The sequence below is a fragment of the Pseudoalteromonas sp. A757 genome, from assembly GCF_004103285.1.
GTDB classification, from domain to species: domain Bacteria; phylum Pseudomonadota; class Gammaproteobacteria; order Enterobacterales; family Alteromonadaceae; genus Pseudoalteromonas; species Pseudoalteromonas galatheae.
In genome coordinates, this window is record NZ_QNQN01000070.1 from 118325 (window position 1) to 139000 (window position 20676).

The following is a 20676-nucleotide window of genomic DNA, read 5'->3' on the forward strand; positions in this document are numbered from 1 at the left end:
TGAGGCTCAAGCATGGTAATGCTTCCATATTTACCATGCACCATTTCAACATACGACTATGAGCTAGCTCGCAATGAAAGGCCCTGCTAAAGCAAAGCCTTATCGATAGATATTCTGATTAATTGCTTTATTTAATTTGTTCCTTAAATTCATCCCAACTATCATCAGCAAAAATACCTGGGCCGTATCGCTTCAACTCTTTGCTATACATAGCCAGGAAGCCCTGCCAATCTGGGAATATCGGCTCCAAAGGTGTATTAACCATCTCTTGGGCTACTTCAATACAGGATCTTGTCGATGTTTTTCCTACTCTTTTAGGTATGTATCGAGTTAAATCAAGTACTCCCTTGTCTTGAAGCACCGAGAAAATATCAACTAGTTCCAACTCTCTTGGTCTGCGCTCAACGGTTATCAATGTCTGATCGAATAAGAACGAGCCTGATTCAGCAACAATTAAAATCGATGTAGCCGAATTGTTTAACTCACCATCTCTTACTGCGAAAACTATCAATTTAATGCCTTTTGCAGATTTAATCCTCTCCATCACTTTAGCGGCTGCGCCGTAGGTTGTACTGGGTACATTTACGCGCTCAACAATTGACACGAACTGATAAAATTGAATGGATTTGGGATCAACTGGGGCATTAGCAACGGGCTTACTAGCCATGCCGAGTAGCGTGTTGTAGTCTTTGACACCTAGTAACGTGGCTAGTATAGCTTCAGCTTTATGTTGGTCTTTGCCTAAGCGTATGCCTTGCTCGTCACATGCATGGCGCAGTTTATCTTTTAGGTGGTGAACATCAACTTTTGATGTTAATTGCATTTGAAACATTATGCATATCCTCAATTTATTGCTGCAAATGGTCTCCCTATTGCCACTACAGAGTAAATTGCGATTAAACATAACTTAGCTGTAGGATTTTTTGTGTATCGCCATAAAAAGGGAGGGCAAGCTCACAAAGCTTTGCTGGCAGAGCGCATCGACCAGTCCTCTCAAGGTTAATACATAACTATTGTATTTGGCAACATGACTGGATAACTTAACCACTTGAGATAGCTTGAGAAATAATAAATGCCAATAGAACAACCTGAAAAAGTATACCGATACAGAGATTTCGGCGAATTAACAATCGACTCGTTATGCCAAGACAAACTGTACTTTGCCGCGCCCAATACATTCAATGATCCGATGGACTGTCAGCCGACTGTTGTCGCTGATTCAAGCAAAGAAGAGCTGCAAGCAGTTTTACGCGAATTAATAAAGCGACGGGTCAGCTCTGAAGTATTAACATCATTGAAAAAAGCCAAGTTGAATGGAGAAAATGCATATCAACATAGCAATCTCCTAGCGCAAAATGCTGCTGAACAAACCTTGGCTAATATTTCTTATCACGCTACAAACCCTGATTATGAAGAGCACAACATGTCATTTGAAGAGGCTGAGTGCTGGCTTTTAACCTGCGATATTCAGGCTGAATTACTCAAACAATATAACAAAGGTGTTTGCTGTTTTTCTGAAGCTCCCGACAATTCTTTGCTTTGGAGTCATTACGGCGACCAGCATAGAGGACTTTGCATTGGTTACACGCTAGATAGAAACCCAAAACCATTTATGCACAAAGTTATTTATGACGACAAACGGACATTACAGACCAGCTTAATTGCCAGAGCCGTTCTTCACAATGAAACCGCAGCCAGAGAAGAGCTTGATAATAGCGTATTGTTGAGAAAAGCCTCACCGTGGAGTTATGAATCTGAATGGAGGCTATTCGACTCTGTAGGCTGACACAGAATTATGAACACCCTCCACCGTTATCAATGATCGACATCACTTTTGGACTACGCTGTCCTTCGTCGATTGTACACTCGGTCGTCCGCACTCTTGAAAACAGTGAAGGCGACCTTAAATTTTATCAAATGCACCAAGTACGAGGCAGCTACGCGTTAAGCCGAACAGAAGTCGAGCTGGGCGAAATTGAAAACTATTATCCAAGAACTTCTCGCTCCGGCATTGAAATATTTGGCCCTATAGATTCATATTAATTGTTGGCGCAGGCTTTTAAGCACGGCCTAGAACAAAGAAGCTTAAAGTAAACTAGCCTGATGATTAAGCTGCACTGTATTTTTATCTAAAAAGCTTTGTATTTCATTTTGATCTAGAAAAGGCACTTCTTTTACGTGCTTATGTAAATTGAGAAGCCTAGTTTCTGCCCTTTTCAAAACTGTGTCAAACACAAGCGGAACTATTCGTACATCTCCATCGCGTTTGGTATCAATTCCAGACTCTTGTGGTTGAATTGAATCACCAAGTAAGTAGCAATCTATTTTTGCATTACTTAATATTGCACCTTTCGCATATAACTCTTTCGCATACTTCCAACACTGATTTTTTTCTTCTTCACCTAGTGGTACGCTCGGCTTCTTTAACTCTACAATTACTACTTTTTTCAGACCAATTTCATAGCCCGAATCATCATAATCATATCTGCCATACAACCCAATAGAACTATCTGGGAGAACCACAAAATCAGGTCGATTTCGGCTGCCGTTATCATCAATTTTGAACAACTTTTTAATAACCTTTGTCATGCCCTCATTTGAAGTAAACTCAATTGATTCGAATTCTGGGCCAAATACCCATAAAGCTTTTTCAAATAATGGCTGAAGCTCTTGTACTTCTAGGGTCGCAGGGTCTTTAACTTTTTCTCTAATGCTTTCAATTAGCGTCAACCGAGCTTTAATTTCGTCTAGTACAGCTTTTGCTGAGCTAATATTCCAATCAGCCAGCACTTCGTGTAAGTCATCAAAATCATTCGAAGTAAAATCGTTCAGTTTATGAATAAGCGAGTATTGAAAAGTCGAGGCCTCTAGTTTTGCTAAAATACTTGCTAATGCTTCTAGTTCAGGCTCTTTAATTTTAGGGCATTCCACCTGAACAGTATCAACAAACGTACTCCAGCGGCTGACCCCTAACAACCCAGCTTGGTTCAGTACATACCTATTTTCTTCTCTCAATCTATTCGTGGTTACTTTTCTTTGACCCAATGACAAATTTAACAAATAATTTGCTATTGTTTCCTTCGCAAGGTCATAAAAAGATAGAGCCTTGTCGGTTCGCTTAAATGCGGTCCAGTCGGCTTCGATTTCATCTGAAATGAGGGACGCATCCACTATAAAGGTATATTGCTTAGCAAGTGATGTCCTTCCATCCAGAATATGGTCATTTCGCAGCCCTGACCAGCCACACTCACCAATTAATCTATTATTGGCGTGCCATGCAACTCCATGTTGATGAGTTGTTTTGTCTGACTTTTCAGTTTGAATTGCCTTTATCAATACCATTGAGCCGTTGAATTCAAAAAACAACTCTTTTACTTTTTGACGGTCAATATCATTGAACTTAATCTGTTTACCGTTAACTTTTACAATGAAATCAGGATCGGTCAAAAATCTTAGTCCGATTTCAGAGCGAACTTTCGATTCAGTAATTCCAATATGACCTGGATTATTAACAAAAACAGAAGTTCCATGTTGAGCAGTTATTCTTGAAGGAGCTGGTAGCGAGACAGCCTCATATTTAAACGGCTGCATTCCTGACGACATTCTAACCTTAAAGCAATTATGTTCATCGTCTCGTTTAGTTTCTATGAAATATTCTTTGTCACCAAAGCAAAGTGCCGAGAAGCGACCTTTACCATTTCGGCCATACGCTTTACGCACATTATGAATATTGTTGTCTTTAGGAATTTCAACTGAGCTGCCTTGCCCTTCTTGACGGTTGTATGAAAGTTGGGTCCACCTCAGTGAAAACTGTTCCATTGTCATACCATGGCCATCATCTGTAATGGAGAAAACGTTTATATTTTTCGAAGGCCATTCTATAGATACATTTTTCGCTCCGGCATCCCATGCATTGGCAATAAGTTCGACTATCGCAACTAATGGATCAGAAGACATCTTATGGCCCAAATAATCAGATATAAACCTTTCACCAAAAGATGTACCGAGTGTGTTAGATAATTCGCTTGATGCTTCCATTCGATTATGCCTTTATAATAGGTGAAAACATATATAACAGTATATTGTTTTCAGATAATTATCAACATGTTACAAAATTCAGCTTATCGCCTTACATTAGTCTTTGTGTTTGGAACCTGAGTTTCTAACAGGGGTATTTATCTTAGTTCTACTGAAGTTATCTTTAACCAAGTCGCCCTATACAGATGTGAGCGATATTGCACTCTTTTACAAAGAAAAGCCCAACACTTGGCTGGGCTAATATATAAGTGCAAAATCCACTCAACATCGGCACTTATTCCAAACAGGGTCAGCATCAGATCCTATGTAATTTGGCACTTCATTCCGAACGCTTTCGGCAAAATATTCTAAGTTGAATGACGGCGCTGGCCCGAACAGCACGCCCCGCTGGCAAACACTGAACACCTCTACCGGCAAATGCTGATCGGGCTGCTGGTCAGACTGATCACTTCAGGCAAAGAAAAGCCCGGGGCTTGGCCGGGCTCAATAATCTAGGAAGTGTATTTTGGGGTTAATTTACTCCGCCCCATTTTTCCCCGACCCATTTTTCCAGCTATTTTCCTTTCGATTAATCACTTTGACAGCCGCTGTTCCGTTGGAGTAATCGAATAAAGCAACTGAACCACTAGATATGGAGTTGATATGTGAGATTTCAGATAGAGAATAACTCCCATCATTTAATTTCTGAAACTTCCCATAAACCTTTACTAGCTCCCCATTTAACTGTTCTAAAGGCCTTTGATCTTCAAGAGAAAGTATTAACTCAATCGAATTTTCGAAAACACTATATTTATTGGAAAGCTTATCAATAAAAAGTAAGTTTCTCTCAAATTCAAAATGGGCGATTCCAGTCAAACGGATGTCCTTTCCTTCATAATCTTGAGGGGAAGCCAACACATTTATGATCGATACAGCACAATCGGTACCGCTGTCTAACTTACTCCACTTGGAACAACTCGCAGCCTGGACATCTGATATATAGCTGATAGCGACCAGCACAAATGTGAAAACGAATTTGCATAAAATATTATCCATCACTATCTTACCTTTCGTGTAGTGAATAAAAGTCATTAGGATCTACTGCGGGACTTCTTTCCATATATTCCGTCCTCATTCGTCCCCGATACATATACTGATATGCATCTGAATTAAGTCTTCTCGCCGCGTTATACTCGCTCCCCCTAAATGTGGCGATCCCATATTTAGAGGAAACATAAGACGTTCTATTTAAGAGAATAGCTAAATCACGATCTGGTCCTGACATTTCGTTTGCAGCACGAGCATGAGAATGCCAATCTGCTGTTACCCGAGATGGAGCTATTCGAATGTTCATTGTTGAACGCTCTGTATCAACTTTTAAAGGAGTCTTTATGTCAGCCAAAACCAATGGTGCAAATGTTAATTTTCCATTATCTTTTGTATAAATATTGGTCCCAATTTCCATTTTTATTTTTTCAGCGTATGGATGAACGACGGTATCGAGCAAATTAACAATTTCACTCTCACTGTTAAAATCACTTCCCGGGCCAACTTCTGAATCCTTAAATAATGAATCCATTCCGTCAACTTTGGATCGATAATTGGGATCCTCAGGGTTTATGACAGCCCCTAATTGCTGTCCATCAAATGCATGCTTTTCCAAACCAGATGATGCAGGAGCTTGATTTTTAGCAATATTCTGCTGGCTCCCTAAATCAGATATAGCTTGCCCTATTTGTCCGGCACCTTTAGCCATAGCACCACTAACTTCAGCACCATTTCTGAAATTAACATCTTTCACAACGGTACTACCTACAGTCTTACCATCTACCTTAACTTCAACCTTCATATCGCCACAAGACTTAATATGAGTACCTGTCGCTGCGGCGCAATATCCGGTCGGGTCTGTTCCTGCTAACGGGTTATTCATAAGATATGAATAAGGGTTGATAGACTGACTGTCCCCTGGGGATTGAATCATAGGATCCACCGACATAAACCGACCCAGGTTGTAATCGTACACCCGACCGTTCATATGAATTAATGCTAACTCGTCTAAGTGTTCGTGATCGGTAAATCCTCGCGATGAAAACAGCTCTAAATCTAGCACATTGCCACTGAGTTTCGCTGGGCTAATGACTTGACCATCTCCTCCTCTCGGCTTACCAAATACATCAAAGTTACGATAAGCCATCACATTACCCACTTCGTCACTCAGTGTGGTTGTGCTGCCTAATCTGTCTTTGTGCGTAAAGCGTAATTGATAGCGCTTTACGCTTGAGTCATAACTTAATATTGCTACATCGCTAATATAAGCTCACCAAATCGTATTTCCTGAGGACGCTTCTTGTTCAAATAGCTTATCGAGATAGTACACCGTACTTTTACTGCCATCTTAACTTTTAAGACACCCGCAACTGTATGCGGTCTTTTACCAGCAGACATAGCGTGGATAACCATTCAAGTTTGAGTGGCTGTCCACACTAGTTAAACTATTTGTTAGCACATAAAAGCTAATGCCGCAGTTTAGTAAGAGTGATGCGATGCTCTCTATATTTGAGAGTCCGACAAGGAAAGCGACGAACAGCATAGTTGGCTAAGCATACACCCAAGCTTTGAACAAGGCATAGAGCAGTTACAGCAAAAGCCATGATCCTTAATGAGTTTTATCATATGCTCTTTGTTGAATCTGCACGACTTGAACAATACTGTAAAGTCCACTGAGTGTTGGGTAAATTAGTTTTCCTCGATCGTCTACCATTTTCCAATCAGTTCTGCACGACCCTGGTAGCGATGGTGTTTTGAAGGTGACCTCTAAATCTATGACTTCTCCTGGTGCAGTTTCTGGGATAGGTATTCGATTTGGACTTTGACATAAGCCTTGTGAAGCAATCGTCATACGCTGTAAATAACGCCCTGACCACATCACCCCTCCACCATTTTTAATACGCCAAATTTTAACAAACTCAGTATTAACCGGTATTGCTGTCCCATCGGGAATTGTCACGTCTTTGACAAAGATCGGAATATCTTGGATTTCTGAATTCGTTGAATACCTAGACTCAACAACAAGCGGTTTAATATCTTCAAACAGATACGATAAAAGCAACACACTGAGGAAAATGATAGTGATCAAAGTGCGTTTCCAGGTAATCGCTTTATGGTTTTTGGTTACTTTGCTTGCATAATGTGGTGCCTCTTTTCTTACTGTGGACTTATTACATATTAAGTCCTCAAGCTCTTCCTCACTTACACTTAAAAGCTGAGCAAGATATTTACGAATATGCTCATTCAGAGGGCGCTTACCTGCCAATACTTTATAAAAGTGGGATTGGCTACATTGACAGTCGTAGATCACTTGTTTCATTTGCATGCTACGAGCTTTCGCACTTTGTCTTATTTTATCCTTTAAATTCGACACGCATCTAACACAAAAACAAAAATATAACACAATTGTATCACATGTAACAAAAACACATAACCAACTGTTTTTAGTGGTTATAATTTTTCTTTATAACAACGACTCTTTCGGACAGATGCTCGGACACACAATTCCACGCTCTGCGAGAGTGTGATATGCCATGATATTTCTCGTTCAATTCAAACCTAAGGAATAACAGCTATGAAAAAAAGTCGGAATTTAAAGCAATCAATCTTGTTAGCCTCAATCGGATTTTTTGCATCGCAATCACAAGCAGTTGACTACTGCGGTGGACAAACCTCTATTAATAACCCTTTTCCTTGTTGTACATCTGCAGATGAAGTAGAAGGAAATTGCACTTGGTTCGCTTGGAAAAAAGCAAAAGATGTATGGGGCCACTCATTACAATTAAACGATTATCCCAGACATGCATATCGTTGGGATGTCGACTCTTATAAGGCCATCAATAAATCATCGGGCTATATTTACAGAAGAGAGCCCGCATTAAACAGTGTAGCTATCAGAGATAGTCGTAATGGAGATTACGGACATGTTGCTTGGGTGGCAAATATTGATGGTAACAATCTCACAGTGCAAGAACAAAACTGCAAGTCGAATAATCAGTATCCTAATGGCATAGTGCGTAATCGCAGTTTTTTTAATAATTATCTGCTAGGTATGCGAGTACAAGACTTTTGGGTGAGCGGACACAGAATAGCAGCCGATCCTGATGCAACAATATCTAGACCAAACTTTGACGCCCAATTTAAAGTTAAGAACATAACGAATAGTACCCCGTACCATTTTAGGCATATCGCTTTGGCAGTACATGACTCAAATGGTAACTTTTTGTTTAATATGAAGAAGTATGACTCTTCAAACCGTTCATCAGATGCTATTTATACATTGTCTGAGTTAAGTGATAATAATTATGCGCTATCGGGAGGGGAAATTTCTAGGAGCGCTCGCGCAGTTGCCTATTTCAATCAACCAGGACAATTTCGTGTTGTAGCGAAGATCCGGTGGATTGACAACTCTTGGACAGAAGTCGGACATCAAGATATCACTGTTGAGTAGCTAAATAACATCTATTGATATTAAAAAGAGCTGACTATAATCAATCAGCTCTTTTTTGATATATCTAAATCACAACGCCAGCATTAAAATCTCTTTCGCCTTCGCTAAATCAATATCGCCGTGCTCACCTAGTGCCGTCATGCCGTTCTTTTCTAGGTTAGCGATAACTTCTTGTACTGCTTTTTCGTCTAATTGATAATCAGCTAAACGCGTTTGCACCGCCATCGACTCAAAAAAGTCCTGAACTGCTTTTATCGTTTGGTCAATTTGCTGTGCTTCGTCTGCAGCTGCAATACCAAATACACGCTCACCAAGTTGCTTGATTTTCTCGGCTTTTTTGTCTCGTTGCACATACATCACCGCAGGTAATACAATCGCAAGCGTTTGCGCGTGGTCAAGGTTATACAATGCCGTTAGCTCATGACCAATCATATGTGTTGACCAATCCTGTGGCACGCCTTGACCAATAAGGCCATTTAGCGCCATAGTTGCAGACCACATAACGTTTGCTCTTACATCATAATTGTTAGGCTCGCTTAACGCCTTTGGCCCTTCGCTGATAAGCGTTTGTAAAATACCTTCTGCGAATCTGTCTTGCAGTGGCGCATTTACTGGATATGTTAAATACTGCTCAATCACGTGAACAAACGCATCCACTACCCCATTACTCACTTGGCGAGGCGGCAGTGAATAGGTGTATTCTGGATCGAGTACCGCAAACTGCGGCTGTACCGTCGGTGACGAAAATGCACGCTTTTGCGAAGTTGCCTTTTTAGTAACCACTGAGTTGCCGTTACTCTCAGAGCCTGTAGCAGGTAAAGTAAGCACAGCACCAATCGGTAATGGATTGCTAAAGCTTGCACCTTTTACCAAAATGTCCCAAGGCTCACCGTCAAAATTAAAAGCTGCCGCCACAAACTTTGCGCCGTCGATAACACTGCCGCCGCCAACCGCAAGAATAAAGTTCACATCATTTTGCTTTGCCGTCGCGACCGCTTGCATTAGTGTTTCATATGTTGGGTTTGGCTCCACACCACCAAATTCCACAACCTCAACACCTGTCAATGCACTCATAGCTTGGTCGTATACACCATTGTTTTTAATTGAGCCACCGCCGTACAGTAGCAGCACCTTTGCTGTCTCTGGTAATCGTGAGGTGATTTCACTCATTTGGCCTTTACCAAAAAGAATTTCGGTTTGATTTTTAAATACAAAATTAAGCATGCTCAATTCCTTACTGTTTAATATTCGGTTCTTTCGCTAACATTTCTAGCAGCTTTTCTGCTAGTAATTTGTCTGAAAACGGGTTTTGCCCTGTAATTAGCTCTCTATCAACAACCACTTTTGGCTGCCATGCATTTGCAAACTGCATCTCTCCTCCAGCCTGGGACATCGCGGCTGCTGGGTAAAAGTTGAGTTTTTCGCCATTTAACGTGCTTTCAAATACTTGTTCTTCTGGGTTCGAAAATATCGTCATTTGATATCCGTCATAAATCCAGTTTTTCGCTTGAACAGGTGATTGTGTTGTTAAACTCTGATAATACGCTTTTGGTTCACTTTGTGCCGACAGCAACGTAATTGGACCGTGGCAAATCGCGGCTGTTGGTTTATTCTCGCGGTTAAAATGGCGCAAAATTTCACCCACCTGCGGATTGTTCGCCAAATCAATTAATGGTGCGTGTCCGCCTGGAATAAATACCGCATCAAATTCGTCTAACCCCGCAGCGAGGATCTCGCTAAAACTTGCGGTATCGTTAATGTCTGGCAGATTAGCAATAAATTTTTTGATGCTTTGTAATTTAGTCTCATCACCGCCAAAGTAATCAACCGTCACTGATTTTTGATCAACAGCAGGGGCATTGCCTTTTGGTGTTGCTAAGACCAGTTTATATCCAGCATCCACCAACGCCTTTGCAGGTACTCCAAACTCATTGAGGTAATAACCTGTTTCTATTGTCTCACCACTGGCAAGCTCCATCGAGGTTTCGCTCGAAAGCAACACTAATACCTCACCTTCACTTGCATGAGCGCTAAGCGCAAGTGCTGCACCCAACAACGATGACACCCACACTATCGTATTCACTAAACTCTTGTTCATCCAGCCTCCTCATACCAGTTCAATATCGACAAGTTTAGGTGATTTGCGGATACGGGAGAATTCGGATAAATTGGTAGGAGCAATCAGAATATTTATGGCTTGAGTGTTTTATGTCTCATCTCACCCAACTAAAAACTTTTGTGGAAGTATACCGCTGCAAAAATATCACCAAGGCTGCGGCCAACTTGGGGATGTCGCAGCCGGCTGTCACTGCACATATTCAAACCATGGAAGCGGTAGTAGGAAAAGCCTTGTTTGAACGCCAAGCACGAGGTGTAAAACCAACGCCAACAGCACATGACTTAGCGCTGCAGGTGTCTGGTCATATCGATATTTTAGAGCAGAAAATCACCTCAATTCGGGCACGCTCCAATGCGGTGTTTGGCACACTAAATATTGCCGGCCCCGCGGAGTATTTAAGCTTTGTCTCCGGTCCACAAATCGCCAACTTATTGCAAGCGGGCAACATTAACGTGGTACTTCATATTGGCAATAAAATTAACATTTTCGACGCACTAATAAACGACACCGCAGACATCGCTATTGCCGCCTCTGCGCCAGACCCCACAACCTTTGACTATCTCGTTCTAGATAAAGAACAACTGTGGCTAGTGATGAACCGTTTAGAGGGCCGAGAAATTCAAGACAGCGATATTACCGCCGACTTACTCTCAAGCTATAACGTCGTCACGTACGACCAAGACTTACCTTTGGTAAGGCAATACTTTGACCGTGTATTTAATGCGAGCTGCAACTCTAATGTTATTGCTATTTGCCCAGACATTAGAGCAATTGCTAACATCATTCGCTCTGGAATAGGTTACTCCGTTCTCCCCGATTATCTCTGCCGAGATCTCATTAAAGCAGGTGAACTGATCCAGCTTGGCCCTGTAGGCCCCGAAAACAGCATCTATTTGGTATGGAAAAAGGGCGCGTTAAAGCACCCTCGCATTGCTTTTGCGAAAGATGTGATCTCCGCCTTTGCTAATATTAATTATCTTTCGAATTAAAAAGTTGTAAAAAAATTATTTTCCGCAGATTTCTGCTGAGAATTCCTGTTACCTTGCTGTAAATTAAAAGAGACGGGTTGGAACAACAATGGACTATCAAAGCCAATATCGTGACTTAACTATTTATTACGACGCACTAAAAAAAGCAACAAAGCAAAGTGAAGCGGTACCAGACACCACAGAAAAGTGGCTGGCACTCGTAGAAACGACCTTATTTGAACTACAAGAGCTTGCTCATATGGAAAAAGCTTATATGCAAAAATCAAGAACGATGAATAACCTAATTGAGTTGGTGTACTCCAGTGCCCCAAGCATGGACTAGCAACTAAAGGTTATTGCTGTTGAGTTTTGCATTGACAAGAGTGCTACTACTAGCACTCTTTTTTTCGCTAGAAATGGAGTTAAATAGATTTAAAGATTAAACGATAGAGACGAGATCCTTATAGGTTTTCTGCAGTTCGCCACTTGCAAATACCATTTTATAGGCAGGAATTCGAGCACTAAGACTTTTATTAGACATGTTGTCCTCTGAGTTTTTTAAGCACATAGACAAAATGACCCACACACGAAGCTAGCTTTGCAAGGGGCCTGAGTCATCATTAATTGTCAGATATCATATCAAACTATCAAAATCGAATGGTGCTTCATATACGCTAAGCTAGGGTGTAAGTAAAAGAAGCGGGCTGTTTTGAACTATTGGCATAACTATAGTGCTAAGTTATACTTAAGAAGTCAGACAAGAGGTGTATTTATGGCTGTTACTTCGGTGAAAAAAGCAAAAAATGTTCAAACATTTATACCTAAAATGAGCAACTTTGAAATAAGCGCTAAATACGAAGGTCTAAGCTTTAAAAAAGAGAGCGTGAGCAAATCAATTGCTGATTTAAAAGCAAAATATGCGAGATAAATCTTTAACAAAAATACCCTTCACATTGACACGAAAATCACAGACCCCCACCACAAATTTCAAATTTTCATTTTCCTAAAACATCAATGCAATTAGTGATGGGTGTCATCCATCCCATCCGCCGCTTGATGGGAAACGAGTTTGGGCTGATAAGAATTTTGTGACAAGAACTTTGTTCAAATCTAAACCGACAGTCACCGATAGGAAAGTGGGTAACTGTCAGGTCAAGTCTGAGCTAGTACACCTGAGCCAGTATAAATAGCCTTCCTAGCTGATTAGTGAAATCAATGATACTGAACCTCCAGCTTATCTAGCTCTGTTTCAAGAAATTTAACATCGTGTTTCATTCGTTCATTTACTTCTGCTAGTTTTTTGCACAGTTCGATGGAACAGTATGGTTTGTTTTTATATTCTTCAAATATACTTACCAAACAAGCAATATTGTTAGATAATTGACCCGCATAGTTAGCCCACTGCCATTGGTTTTTTACTACTATCGTATCAAGAGTGCAAAAGCGTGATGAAAGTTCCTCAAGCACCGCATCTATTCGCTGTTTTTCTACCTCAAGTAAATCGGTAGATTCTATTTGCGATGTTGAATTAGCGTATGCCGATATATACCACTGCATGTTTAGACTCTCAAATTTCCTTAACGATTCCATACAACTCCATATAAGCGATATATGTTTTCCGTACTTTAGCTGCTTCTTCCATACATCAATACCTCTATAAGCTGTGATAGCAGCTATTATTCCTGCACAACCACCAAAAAAACCTCCTAAGGAGGACAGCAAGTTTACTAACCCCAAGTAATTAGCCAGATCAAAGTCGCCACTGGCTACTAGAATCGATGCACCAAATATACCTATGCACAAGCAAACTAAACATAGTATTAAAACGGCAAAATTGTTGATATCAGGTATCTCCAAGCTTAAAGGTAACAAAGCTATTTGGTTGAAATAAAACCCAAATAGTCTCTGGTTACAAACAATCCAATACAATTCAAAAGTGGAACATTAATTGCGCAGCCTCATTTAAAAAGGTGACGTACAATTTTGTGGTTATCTCGGGTCAAGAAAATCGATCAATGATTGCTTAAATATACTAACACCTTCGGGGTCTAATTCTTGTAGGTAAGAATAAATAGCGTCTTTCGACATTAGTTGATTTCCCGCATGTATTTTGGTGAGTTTCCAAAACAGGTTTTTAGCTCGCTTGGTCGGAGTACCACCTTCAATTGATTCGACTCTCGGGATCTTTGCATCGTTGTTTTGGTAACGCTCATATATGACTTTCTCAATGCTAGCAAATGGCAAAAAGAAAACACTATTGTTATCTCTCACATAGCGTTGACCTCTCTGATCACCGTCTAATACAGCGATTACGTTATCTGACTCAGAAAGGAATTTGTCAATTTCATTTCTATCCATAAGGTCAACCACTTGAGTGCCTCCCGCAATATGAATAATTTGGTACCTAAAGAACGTATGTGTATTATCAGTTGACAGTAAATACTTCATGTACTCTTCTAGACACTCATCTTCGGTTAATATGTATCTGTCAAATCCGATAAACCCGTACATAACACTTTTTATGAAGTTGTAAGAACGCGGTGATAATGAAACTGAATTGCCTTGGCCGGTGCTCTCCATGTAGTAAAGTTCGCCTTTTTCCAGCGTTTTCATTAGTGCTAGGGAGTGGGTTGTGAATACAATATTTATTCCATACTGTGTACAGTACTCTCTCAGAAGTCCAACAAGGTTAACTTGAGCGCTAGCATCTAGAGATATATCAATCTCATCAATTACAATGAGTTTTTTTCGGCGAAGCATTTGTTTGTATAAATTTATAACAAAGTACTCACCCGAACTGAAATAATCTTCGCGGATATAGAATCGCTCTTTTTCATCTTTAAGAATGAAATAATAAATATTCTTTTTTATTTCAACCTGCTTTAAATTTTCAAACCTTTGGTCACCATAAACCTTTTCTAAGAAAGCGATCAGTTCTTCTGGTCTAGTGTATGTACCAACAGCAATGTTTGCTCTGAGATCTTCGTCAATATCTGCCAAAAGCCTAAAATGATTAAACCTTTCACCATGAGGGATAGGAAGCTCTACATTTATCATAGAACGCACGTGGTCAGGAATATGCTGCTTGCTATCAATGCTCTTTAAAAAGCGGTTGTATGTAAACTCTATCGCGCCAACCCCTTCAATTTCATAGCTTATAGAGCTTTCGGAGGTAAAAATGTATGGAGCAGCGGTTTCTTGGAATGTATTATTAACAGATAAGTTCTTAATAGCCCTTATTAGGGTCGTTTTTCCCATACCGTTTTTACCTGCGATGCAAGTCAGTTTATTTTCGGACAAATCAAACGTAACTTGCTGCCTAGCAAGGTGCTGAACATTATTGATAGTTATTGTTACTTTCAAGTTAGGTCACCGACTTACGAATAAACATATCGATCACAGTATTCCCGTATTTTCTTCTGAGCTTTGCAACATACTGTTTATCCATCGCATTAAACGCTATAAGCTTACCAGACAACATGCCGATGGCTCTTTCTCTGATTGTTTTATCATCCGTTTCTGGTGTTTTACTATCAGCGCATTTTTTAAAGAAATCCTCAAACTTTTGATCATCCGTCAAGAAGAAGTACAGTAGCGACTCTACTTCTTTTTTATCCGGACTAGGGATTGTCACAACGCCATTAGGTAAAATGTTGAACCCTAGTATCTTAAAGCTATGCCCAACTTTATGTGTCTTTGTCTTTGCCTTATTGATACAGAGAGAATTATTTACGTGCTCGATGAGTAAATTATCAATGACCGTTTCTATTGATTCCGTAAAGTCGTTTAAACTCCCAGAAACAATTAGATCATCTGAGTACCTTGTATACTTGAGTTCATTAGCTTCACAGTATGCTTCTAATGCATTATCAAACCTAAACAAGCAGATATTGCTTAATAGTGGAGAGGTAGAGAAACCAGCAGGAATATGATCATCAATTACAACTAAATCAACAATCTTCTCAATGAACAAATCAATGTCGGATACTGGTGCATTCGACAGCTGACTTTTCAAAGCTGTCATCACATCGTCACGATGAATATTATTGAAAAATTTAGATAAATCAGTTTGAAATATATAGTTGCTGTGTGAATGTCTTTCTACTGCGTCACGGGTGCTAACCCCTTTCCTGTAGGAGAAAACAACATTAGTATTACAGTCAGCAAACTCAAGGATGGTTTTGTTAATAAAGCGATGCACCTGCTTCAATTTTGCTGAAGGAGCATACACTAACCTCTTTCTGAGATTTATAGTTTTAAATTCACGGTTTACGTCTAAACGCAAAAAGTCATCGAATGACATTTTGTCATGAAACGTCGAACTAAATATATCCTTTAGACTTCGTTTAGTGCTTTCATTGTTCAACGCGCTGATTCCTCAATAGCAAGCTTTTGGTACTTTCTACACTTTACAACTTAGGAACCTTTTGAGCTAGTTATACTACAAGATAATAAATACAAATATATAAAGATTGGCACAATGAAAATTAGCGAATAAATACTTGGTTGGATTAATTGAAAAAGTAGTAGGTCTGGTGAATCTGATAAATGATAGTAATAGAAAGAGTTACTATTCCGCGTAGAACTCACAAAGAGTATCTACACGGACGTAACATGACTCATAGCCTGTAGTGACCTTGCAAAATGACCGGAGATGCTCCTAGTCGCATGGTATGTGTTTAGGATATGAGGTTTGAGAGGTAATTGCAAGTGATCCGCTTAGTTGTATCTGCAACTGCCCCAGCTTTAGTTCGGCTTGTTAGTAGAATCATACAGCCCCAAGATACCCAACTTGTAGCAGAGCATTTCTTCGAGCTATAAACCCGATATAAAGCACCGCGACACACAGCAACATAGGCACTGATTTTAAGTAAGCAAAATAGTCATAAAAGAAGGTTACTTCCCAGAATACCTTTGCGGTTTCTTCGTTTATACCTAAATGCTCCAGATTACGAAGAAAGTTTTCCATCAACGCAAAAAAATCTATTAACGCTAAGGTCAAAACTAAGAAATGTAATGGCCCCTCAGCATAGTTTTTTTCAAACACAGAGGCACTTCTTCCTCGGGTAAGCAACACCGCAAAAGCCATCCGATGTTTTAGCAAAAAGAGTAATAAAAGGCTGAGCGAAAATTGAATGGTGAACGCACAGATATTCTTATGATATCCACTATCAAGAATTGGGAAAATAACATTTACCAGCGCATAAACAGCTACCGTTGAACACAAAAATACCACTACAAAGCAAAGCGTCAACAGCTGACTATTTTTGTCTTTGTAAGAGTAAAAGAACAAAACTAACAATAAGATAAATAAAGTAGATTCAAAAATAATTACGCCAAAAGCCGATCCCAAGATAAGCGTAAGAATACTGCCTTTGTTCTTCATATTGTCTGGGTATAGTCGTGAGAGCGCTTCGGTATCATCTAAAATATCAGCGAGTTTGACTCTACATAAGTCAGCAAACTTCATTAACGTACCAAGCTTAAAAGAGCTAACACCATTGAGATAGTTGTCTAGTGTTCGCATGCCAATCCCGAGGTGGCGGCATATATCCTCTCGAGACATCCCGCGTTTATGCTTAAGGCCTTTTATTAGCAGTCCTATACGCTGGCTTACTTCGTACTCTTCTGGCGTTTGCATCGCCTCACTATCCTTTTATATTAAACTATCAATTAGTACTGAACCTGTTATTACTAAAGTTACAGTGTAGCTCTAACTTGTAACGGAGCATGTCTTCGAGCTATAAACCCAACATAGAGTAAAGCGATGCAGAGAAAAGCTGGGATAGTCTTGAGATATTCAAAATAATCATAAAAGAAGGTAACCTCCCAAAAAGTTTTAGCTAGCTCCTCACTCATACCTAAGCGATCCAAGTTACGCAGAAAATTTTCCATGAGGGCCAAAAAATCGATAAGCACTAACGTCATTGCTAAAAAATAAATTGGGGCTTCTATGCCATTCTTTTCAAATACAGATGCAGATCTTCCCTGAGTTAAAAATACACTAATCGTCATTCTATGTTTAAGTAAAAACAGTAACATGAGGCTAAGAGTTAACTGCAACCCAAAAGCATAAATATTCTCGAAAAAATAGCTTTCAACAGCTGGGAAAATAATGAACCTCAAGAGGTATGCGACAACGACCTCAAGTGCAAAAATAAAGAGGAAAATGCCTGTGATAGTTTGACTATTCTTATCTTTGTAGCAGCAACAAAACAAAAGTAATAGAAGGAGGAACACGATAGATTCGAAAAAAAGAAAATACCCAGCAATAGATCCCAAGATAAGCGTAAGAATATTGCCCTTGTCCTTTATATTGTCTGGATATAGTCGCGAGAGCGCTTCGGTATCATCTAAAATATCGGCGAGTTTGACTCTACATAAGTCAGCAAACTTCATTAACGTACCAAGCTTAAAAGAACTAACACCATTGAGGTAGTTGTCTAGCGTTCGCATGCCAATCCCGAGGTGGCGGCATATATCTTCTCGCGACATTCCCCGTTTATGCTTAAGGCCCTTTATTAGTAGTCCTATACGCTGGCTTACTTCGTACTCTTCTGGCGTTTGCATCGACCTACCGTTTCCTGAATCTAATAATTAATCTATTGTTATTAAAAGTGTGATAGCTGCTGCCGGCTCTTCTTACGTGCGAGCAATCCAATATATAACAGAGTAATGCACAATAGTGTCGGAAAAGCTTTTAGATACGCAAAGTGGTCAAAAAAGAACGTAACTTCCCAGAATATTTTAGCAGCTTCCTCATCCATACCTAGGCGCTCTAAATTACGAAGAAAGTTTTCCATCAATGCAAAGAAGTCTATAAGCACTAACGTTAAAGCTAAGAAATACAATGGCCCTTCCGCGTAATTTTTCTCGAATACCGAGGCTGATTTACCACGTGTGAAAAAAACTGAAAGTGACATTCGATACTTGAGCAGAAATAACAGCAGTAGGCTTGAGATTAACTGACCACCGTAGGCATAAATATTCTCGATGTAATAGCTTTCAACCACCGGAAAAACAATATTTTTTAAGTAAAATACCATTACTGCATCTAGTGAAAGCACAACAGCAAAAATCAAAGTTATCGATAAGCTATTTTGATCTTCTTTACATAAATAAACTAAGACAAAAAGTAAAATACAGGTGATCGGCTCAAAAACTGTAGCACTTACTACCGTAGTCATTAACAAGACTAGAATACTCCCCTTGTCCTTCATATTGTCTGGATACAGTCGTGAGAGCGCTTCGGTATCATCTAAAATATCGGCAAGCTTGACTCTACATAAGTCAGCAAACTTCATTAACGTACCAAGCTTAAAAGAGCTAACACCATTGAGATAGTTGTCTAGCGTTCGCATGCCAATCCCGAGGTGGCGACATATATCTTCTCGAGACATCCCGCGTTTATGCTTTAGACCTTTTATTAGCAACCCTATGCGCTGGCTTACTTCGTACTCTTCTGGCGTTTGCATCGCCCCCACACTTCCTTTAACCAAACCACAAAATTAACCCAAACATTACATTTTGTTTAATATAAAGACAAGTAAATGTTCAGGGCAGTTTATATTTAAGCGGTTCATACATTAGGATTGAGATGAGCGAACAATATTGAATTGAAGTTACAAACACGGAAAATTAAAAATTTTTGTTCTTAAATAGTAAATTTGACCTCAGTTGCAAATACTAAAACGCAGTATCACGACAAATGGGGATACTGCGCTTGCTTGGGTTTAAGGTTGGCTTTGAATTGGTTGTCTTCTAGTACGGACAATCAGCCCAACGTACAAAAGTGCAATACACAAGAAAATAGGTACGGCTTTAAGATACTCATAATAATCATAAAAGAATGTCCATTCCCAAAAAGCTCTAGCTATTTCTTCATTTACACCTATGTGTTCAAGATTACGAATAAAATTTTCCAACAGAGCCATAAAGTCAACAAACACAAGGATTAAAACTAAGAAATAAAGAGGACCCTCTGCATGATTCTTTTCAAAAACAGAAGCCGTTCTGCCTTTTGTAAGTAATACAGCCACTGTCATTCTATGTTTGAGTATGAAGAGTAAAGTTAAGCTCAATGTCAAATTAATCGAAAACCATAAATATTTTGAAAAAATACATTAGGCTCAGCAGGCTTAATTATTGTATTGAAAGTGTACATAGCTGCTGACGTTAGAACAAAAACGAAAGCGAAGCAAAGTGTAAGCAACTGACTATTAACATCCTTTTTTGACATAAATACTAATATAATCAATGCAACAGGAATTATAAATTCTAAGATGGATACTTTAATAAACACAACAGACAGGGTTGCTAAAACACTAGTTAGCAAAGCTATATTAAACAGGCTCCTCATATCCCCCCCCCCTTACTATCTGCCTTTTGTGCTTGAGGTTTAACCCCATCTCCCTTACTCATGCCCGAACCACCATGAATTCGCTTACAAAGTGAACGTTCAAGTGTTGAGTTTTTGGGCTCTTTTTGATTTGTTGAAAAAGCCGATTTCAATAAACTTTTCATGATACACCTTAACCGTTCAACTTTTGTTGTGAAGAAGCCTCTTGTTGATCTCTTAGATCCCCGCCTTTGACAACAGTAGCGTCACATACCAATTTACACATTGAATGACTAAGAACTTCGTTTATGAGCTTCTTTTGATTCGTTGGCAAAGTCAGGCTAAATAAACTTTTCATATATACTTACTCTCTAATTACTGGCTTCACTTAAACATCGTCTAGGAGTCAGGTTTAGTAGCTTCCGCCTCTACACCCCTAGGAATTTCTCCTTTTGAAGTACCAATACCACCGTAAATCTGTTTACACAATGAGCGACTGAGGGCCATTTTTGTTGGGTTTTTCTGTATTGCCTTCATTGTTCTTTTCCTCATGTTTTCTCAGCTTAGATCCAAAAGCTTGTCTTACTTGCACCTGCAAAAACTAACAATAACGCTATGGCGCTTGTAAACATTAATAAACTAAACAAACCAATCCATTGATCAACCTTGGCTATTATCTTTTTTCTGCGTAGATTTAGCTTGTTGATCTTTAGACCCACTTCCAGTTTGAAGACCT

General features: G+C 39.6%; 22 protein-coding genes. 6 read left to right on the top strand and 16 right to left on the bottom strand.

Going from position 1 to position 20676, the window contains the following annotated elements:
• Positions 1-127: 127 nt before the first annotated feature.
• On the bottom strand, positions 128-832 hold the full coding sequence (locus tag DRB05_RS13510; protein ID WP_128727425.1) for a hypothetical protein: 705 nt from the start codon (positions 830-832) through the stop codon (positions 128-130).
• 240 nt (positions 833-1072) lie between these two features.
• Here DRB05_RS13510 and DRB05_RS13515 point away from each other — a divergent pair, with 240 nt between their 5' ends.
• Together DRB05_RS13515 and DRB05_RS22835 are read left to right on the top strand one after the other, a co-directional pair.
• Positions 1073-1786 (top strand): DUF2971 domain-containing protein, encoded by a 714-nt coding sequence (locus tag DRB05_RS13515; protein WP_205125735.1) that lies wholly within the window; start codon positions 1073-1075, stop codon positions 1784-1786.
• Between the two features lie 32 nt (positions 1787-1818).
• Positions 1819-2043, top strand: a complete 225-nt coding sequence (locus DRB05_RS22835; RefSeq protein ID WP_205125736.1) for a hypothetical protein — start codon at positions 1819-1821, stop codon at positions 2041-2043.
• 42 nt (positions 2044-2085) lie between these two features.
• Here the strand turns inward: DRB05_RS22835 and DRB05_RS13520 are convergent, their stop codons facing one another.
• From DRB05_RS13520 to DRB05_RS23020, 4 genes are all read right to left on the bottom strand, one after another.
• Entirely contained in the window at positions 2086-4038 is a 1953-nt protein-coding gene (locus tag DRB05_RS13520) for an ATP-binding protein (protein WP_128727426.1), read from the bottom strand.
• Positions 4039-4554: 516 nt separating this feature from the next.
• Positions 4555-5073 carry a hypothetical protein gene (locus tag DRB05_RS13525; RefSeq protein ID WP_128727427.1) on the bottom strand — a complete coding sequence of 173 codons (519 nt, stop codon included), beginning with the start codon at positions 5071-5073 and terminating at the stop codon, positions 4555-4557.
• A 7-nt stretch (positions 5074-5080) separates the two neighbouring features.
• A complete protein-coding gene (locus DRB05_RS13530) occupies positions 5081-6211 on the bottom strand; it encodes an RHS repeat-associated core domain-containing protein (protein ID WP_240036248.1) in 1131 nt (376 codons plus the stop codon).
• Between the two features lie 462 nt (positions 6212-6673).
• Positions 6674-7390: an NBR1-Ig-like domain-containing protein gene (locus tag DRB05_RS23020; RefSeq protein ID WP_235956708.1), complete on the bottom strand. Its 717-nt coding sequence runs from the start codon at positions 7388-7390 to the stop codon at positions 6674-6676.
• Positions 7391-7639: 249 nt separating this feature from the next.
• On the opposite strand from DRB05_RS23020, the gene DRB05_RS13545 reads away from it, so the two are divergent.
• Positions 7640-8515 carry a CHAP domain-containing protein gene (locus tag DRB05_RS13545; protein ID WP_128727428.1) on the top strand — a complete coding sequence of 292 codons (876 nt, stop codon included), beginning with the start codon at positions 7640-7642 and terminating at the stop codon, positions 8513-8515.
• Positions 8516-8584: 69 nt separating this feature from the next.
• Here DRB05_RS13545 and DRB05_RS13550 read toward each other — a convergent pair whose 3' ends face one another.
• Together DRB05_RS13550 and DRB05_RS13555 are read right to left on the bottom strand one after the other, a co-directional pair.
• Positions 8585-9739: an iron-containing alcohol dehydrogenase gene (locus DRB05_RS13550; protein WP_128727429.1), complete on the bottom strand. Its 1155-nt coding sequence runs from the start codon at positions 9737-9739 to the stop codon at positions 8585-8587.
• 10 nt (positions 9740-9749) lie between these two features.
• Positions 9750-10613 (bottom strand): type 1 glutamine amidotransferase domain-containing protein, encoded by an 864-nt coding sequence (locus DRB05_RS13555; RefSeq protein ID WP_128727430.1) that lies wholly within the window; start codon positions 10611-10613, stop codon positions 9750-9752.
• Positions 10614-10723: 110 nt separating this feature from the next.
• Between DRB05_RS13555 and DRB05_RS13560 the strand changes: the two genes are divergently transcribed.
• The 3 genes from DRB05_RS13560 (at position 10724) to DRB05_RS22755 (ending at position 12530) form a co-directional block, all read left to right on the top strand.
• A complete protein-coding gene (locus DRB05_RS13560) occupies positions 10724-11623 on the top strand; it encodes a LysR family transcriptional regulator (RefSeq protein ID WP_128727431.1) in 900 nt (299 codons plus the stop codon).
• 88 nt (positions 11624-11711) lie between these two features.
• The gene (locus DRB05_RS13565) at positions 11712-11945 is read left to right on the top strand and encodes a hypothetical protein (RefSeq protein WP_010369844.1); all 234 of its coding nucleotides are present in this window, start codon (positions 11712-11714) and stop codon (positions 11943-11945) included.
• Positions 11946-12374: 429 nt separating this feature from the next.
• On the top strand, positions 12375-12530 hold the full coding sequence (locus DRB05_RS22755) for a hypothetical protein (protein ID WP_017217632.1): 156 nt from the start codon (positions 12375-12377) through the stop codon (positions 12528-12530).
• A gap of 284 nt (positions 12531-12814) precedes the next feature.
• On the opposite strand, the gene DRB05_RS13570 is transcribed toward DRB05_RS22755, so the two are convergent.
• The 9 genes from DRB05_RS13570 to DRB05_RS22660 form a co-directional block, all read right to left on the bottom strand.
• Entirely contained in the window at positions 12815-13474 is a 660-nt protein-coding gene (locus tag DRB05_RS13570) for a hypothetical protein (RefSeq protein WP_128727432.1), read from the bottom strand.
• A gap of 117 nt (positions 13475-13591) precedes the next feature.
• A complete protein-coding gene (locus DRB05_RS13575) occupies positions 13592-14965 on the bottom strand; it encodes an AAA family ATPase (protein ID WP_128727433.1) in 1374 nt (457 codons plus the stop codon).
• A gap of 1 nt (position 14966) precedes the next feature.
• Complete coding sequence (locus DRB05_RS13580) at positions 14967-15968, bottom strand: reverse transcriptase family protein (protein WP_128727434.1); 1002 nt, start codon at positions 15966-15968, stop codon at positions 14967-14969.
• Between the two features lie 402 nt (positions 15969-16370).
• Positions 16371-17243: a helix-turn-helix transcriptional regulator gene (locus DRB05_RS13585; protein ID WP_128727435.1), complete on the bottom strand. Its 873-nt coding sequence runs from the start codon at positions 17241-17243 to the stop codon at positions 16371-16373.
• Between the two features lie 59 nt (positions 17244-17302).
• Positions 17303-18172, bottom strand: coding sequence for a helix-turn-helix transcriptional regulator (locus tag DRB05_RS13590; RefSeq protein ID WP_128727436.1), 870 nt, complete (start codon positions 18170-18172; stop codon positions 17303-17305).
• A 41-nt stretch (positions 18173-18213) separates the two neighbouring features.
• On the bottom strand, positions 18214-19077 hold the full coding sequence (locus DRB05_RS13595; protein ID WP_128727437.1) for a helix-turn-helix transcriptional regulator: 864 nt from the start codon (positions 19075-19077) through the stop codon (positions 18214-18216).
• Positions 19078-19335: 258 nt separating this feature from the next.
• Positions 19336-19641, bottom strand: coding sequence for a hypothetical protein (locus DRB05_RS23025; RefSeq protein ID WP_240036249.1), 306 nt, complete (start codon positions 19639-19641; stop codon positions 19336-19338).
• 316 nt (positions 19642-19957) lie between these two features.
• On the bottom strand, positions 19958-20125 hold the full coding sequence (locus DRB05_RS22655; RefSeq protein WP_161568690.1) for a hypothetical protein: 168 nt from the start codon (positions 20123-20125) through the stop codon (positions 19958-19960).
• A gap of 214 nt (positions 20126-20339) precedes the next feature.
• Positions 20340-20477, bottom strand: coding sequence for a hypothetical protein (locus DRB05_RS22660; RefSeq protein WP_161568691.1), 138 nt, complete (start codon positions 20475-20477; stop codon positions 20340-20342).
• Positions 20478-20676 lie beyond the last annotated feature (199 nt).

Coding starts and splice junctions, on each gene's coding strand:
- DRB05_RS13510 (WP_128727425.1), bottom strand. CDS start 832: ATGTTTCAAATGCAATTAACATCAAAAGTTGATGTTCACCACCTAAAA.
- DRB05_RS13515 (WP_205125735.1), top strand. CDS start 1,073: ATGCCAATAGAACAACCTGAAAAAGTATACCGATACAGAGATTTCGGC.
- DRB05_RS22835 (WP_205125736.1), top strand. CDS start 1,819: ATGATCGACATCACTTTTGGACTACGCTGTCCTTCGTCGATTGTACAC.
- DRB05_RS13520 (WP_128727426.1), bottom strand. CDS start 4,038: ATGGAAGCATCAAGCGAATTATCTAACACACTCGGTACATCTTTTGGT.
- DRB05_RS13525 (WP_128727427.1), bottom strand. CDS start 5,073: ATGGATAATATTTTATGCAAATTCGTTTTCACATTTGTGCTGGTCGCT.
- DRB05_RS13530 (WP_240036248.1), bottom strand. CDS start 6,211: ATGGCTTATCGTAACTTTGATGTATTTGGTAAGCCGAGAGGAGGAGAT.
- DRB05_RS23020 (WP_235956708.1), bottom strand. CDS start 7,390: ATGCAAATGAAACAAGTGATCTACGACTGTCAATGTAGCCAATCCCAC.
- DRB05_RS13545 (WP_128727428.1), top strand. CDS start 7,640: ATGAAAAAAAGTCGGAATTTAAAGCAATCAATCTTGTTAGCCTCAATC.
- DRB05_RS13550 (WP_128727429.1), bottom strand. CDS start 9,739: ATGCTTAATTTTGTATTTAAAAATCAAACCGAAATTCTTTTTGGTAAA.
- DRB05_RS13555 (WP_128727430.1), bottom strand. CDS start 10,613: ATGAACAAGAGTTTAGTGAATACGATAGTGTGGGTGTCATCGTTGTTG.
- DRB05_RS13560 (WP_128727431.1), top strand. CDS start 10,724: ATGTCTCATCTCACCCAACTAAAAACTTTTGTGGAAGTATACCGCTGC.
- DRB05_RS13565 (WP_010369844.1), top strand. CDS start 11,712: ATGGACTATCAAAGCCAATATCGTGACTTAACTATTTATTACGACGCA.
- DRB05_RS22755 (WP_017217632.1), top strand. CDS start 12,375: ATGGCTGTTACTTCGGTGAAAAAAGCAAAAAATGTTCAAACATTTATA.
- DRB05_RS13585 (WP_128727435.1), bottom strand. CDS start 17,243: ATGCAAACGCCAGAAGAGTACGAAGTAAGCCAGCGTATAGGACTGCTA.
- DRB05_RS13590 (WP_128727436.1), bottom strand. CDS start 18,172: ATGCAAACGCCAGAAGAGTACGAAGTAAGCCAGCGTATAGGACTACTA.
- DRB05_RS13595 (WP_128727437.1), bottom strand. CDS start 19,077: ATGCAAACGCCAGAAGAGTACGAAGTAAGCCAGCGCATAGGGTTGCTA.
- DRB05_RS22655 (WP_161568690.1), bottom strand. CDS start 20,125: ATGAAAAGTTTATTGAAATCGGCTTTTTCAACAAATCAAAAAGAGCCC.
- DRB05_RS22660 (WP_161568691.1), bottom strand. CDS start 20,477: ATGAAGGCAATACAGAAAAACCCAACAAAAATGGCCCTCAGTCGCTCA.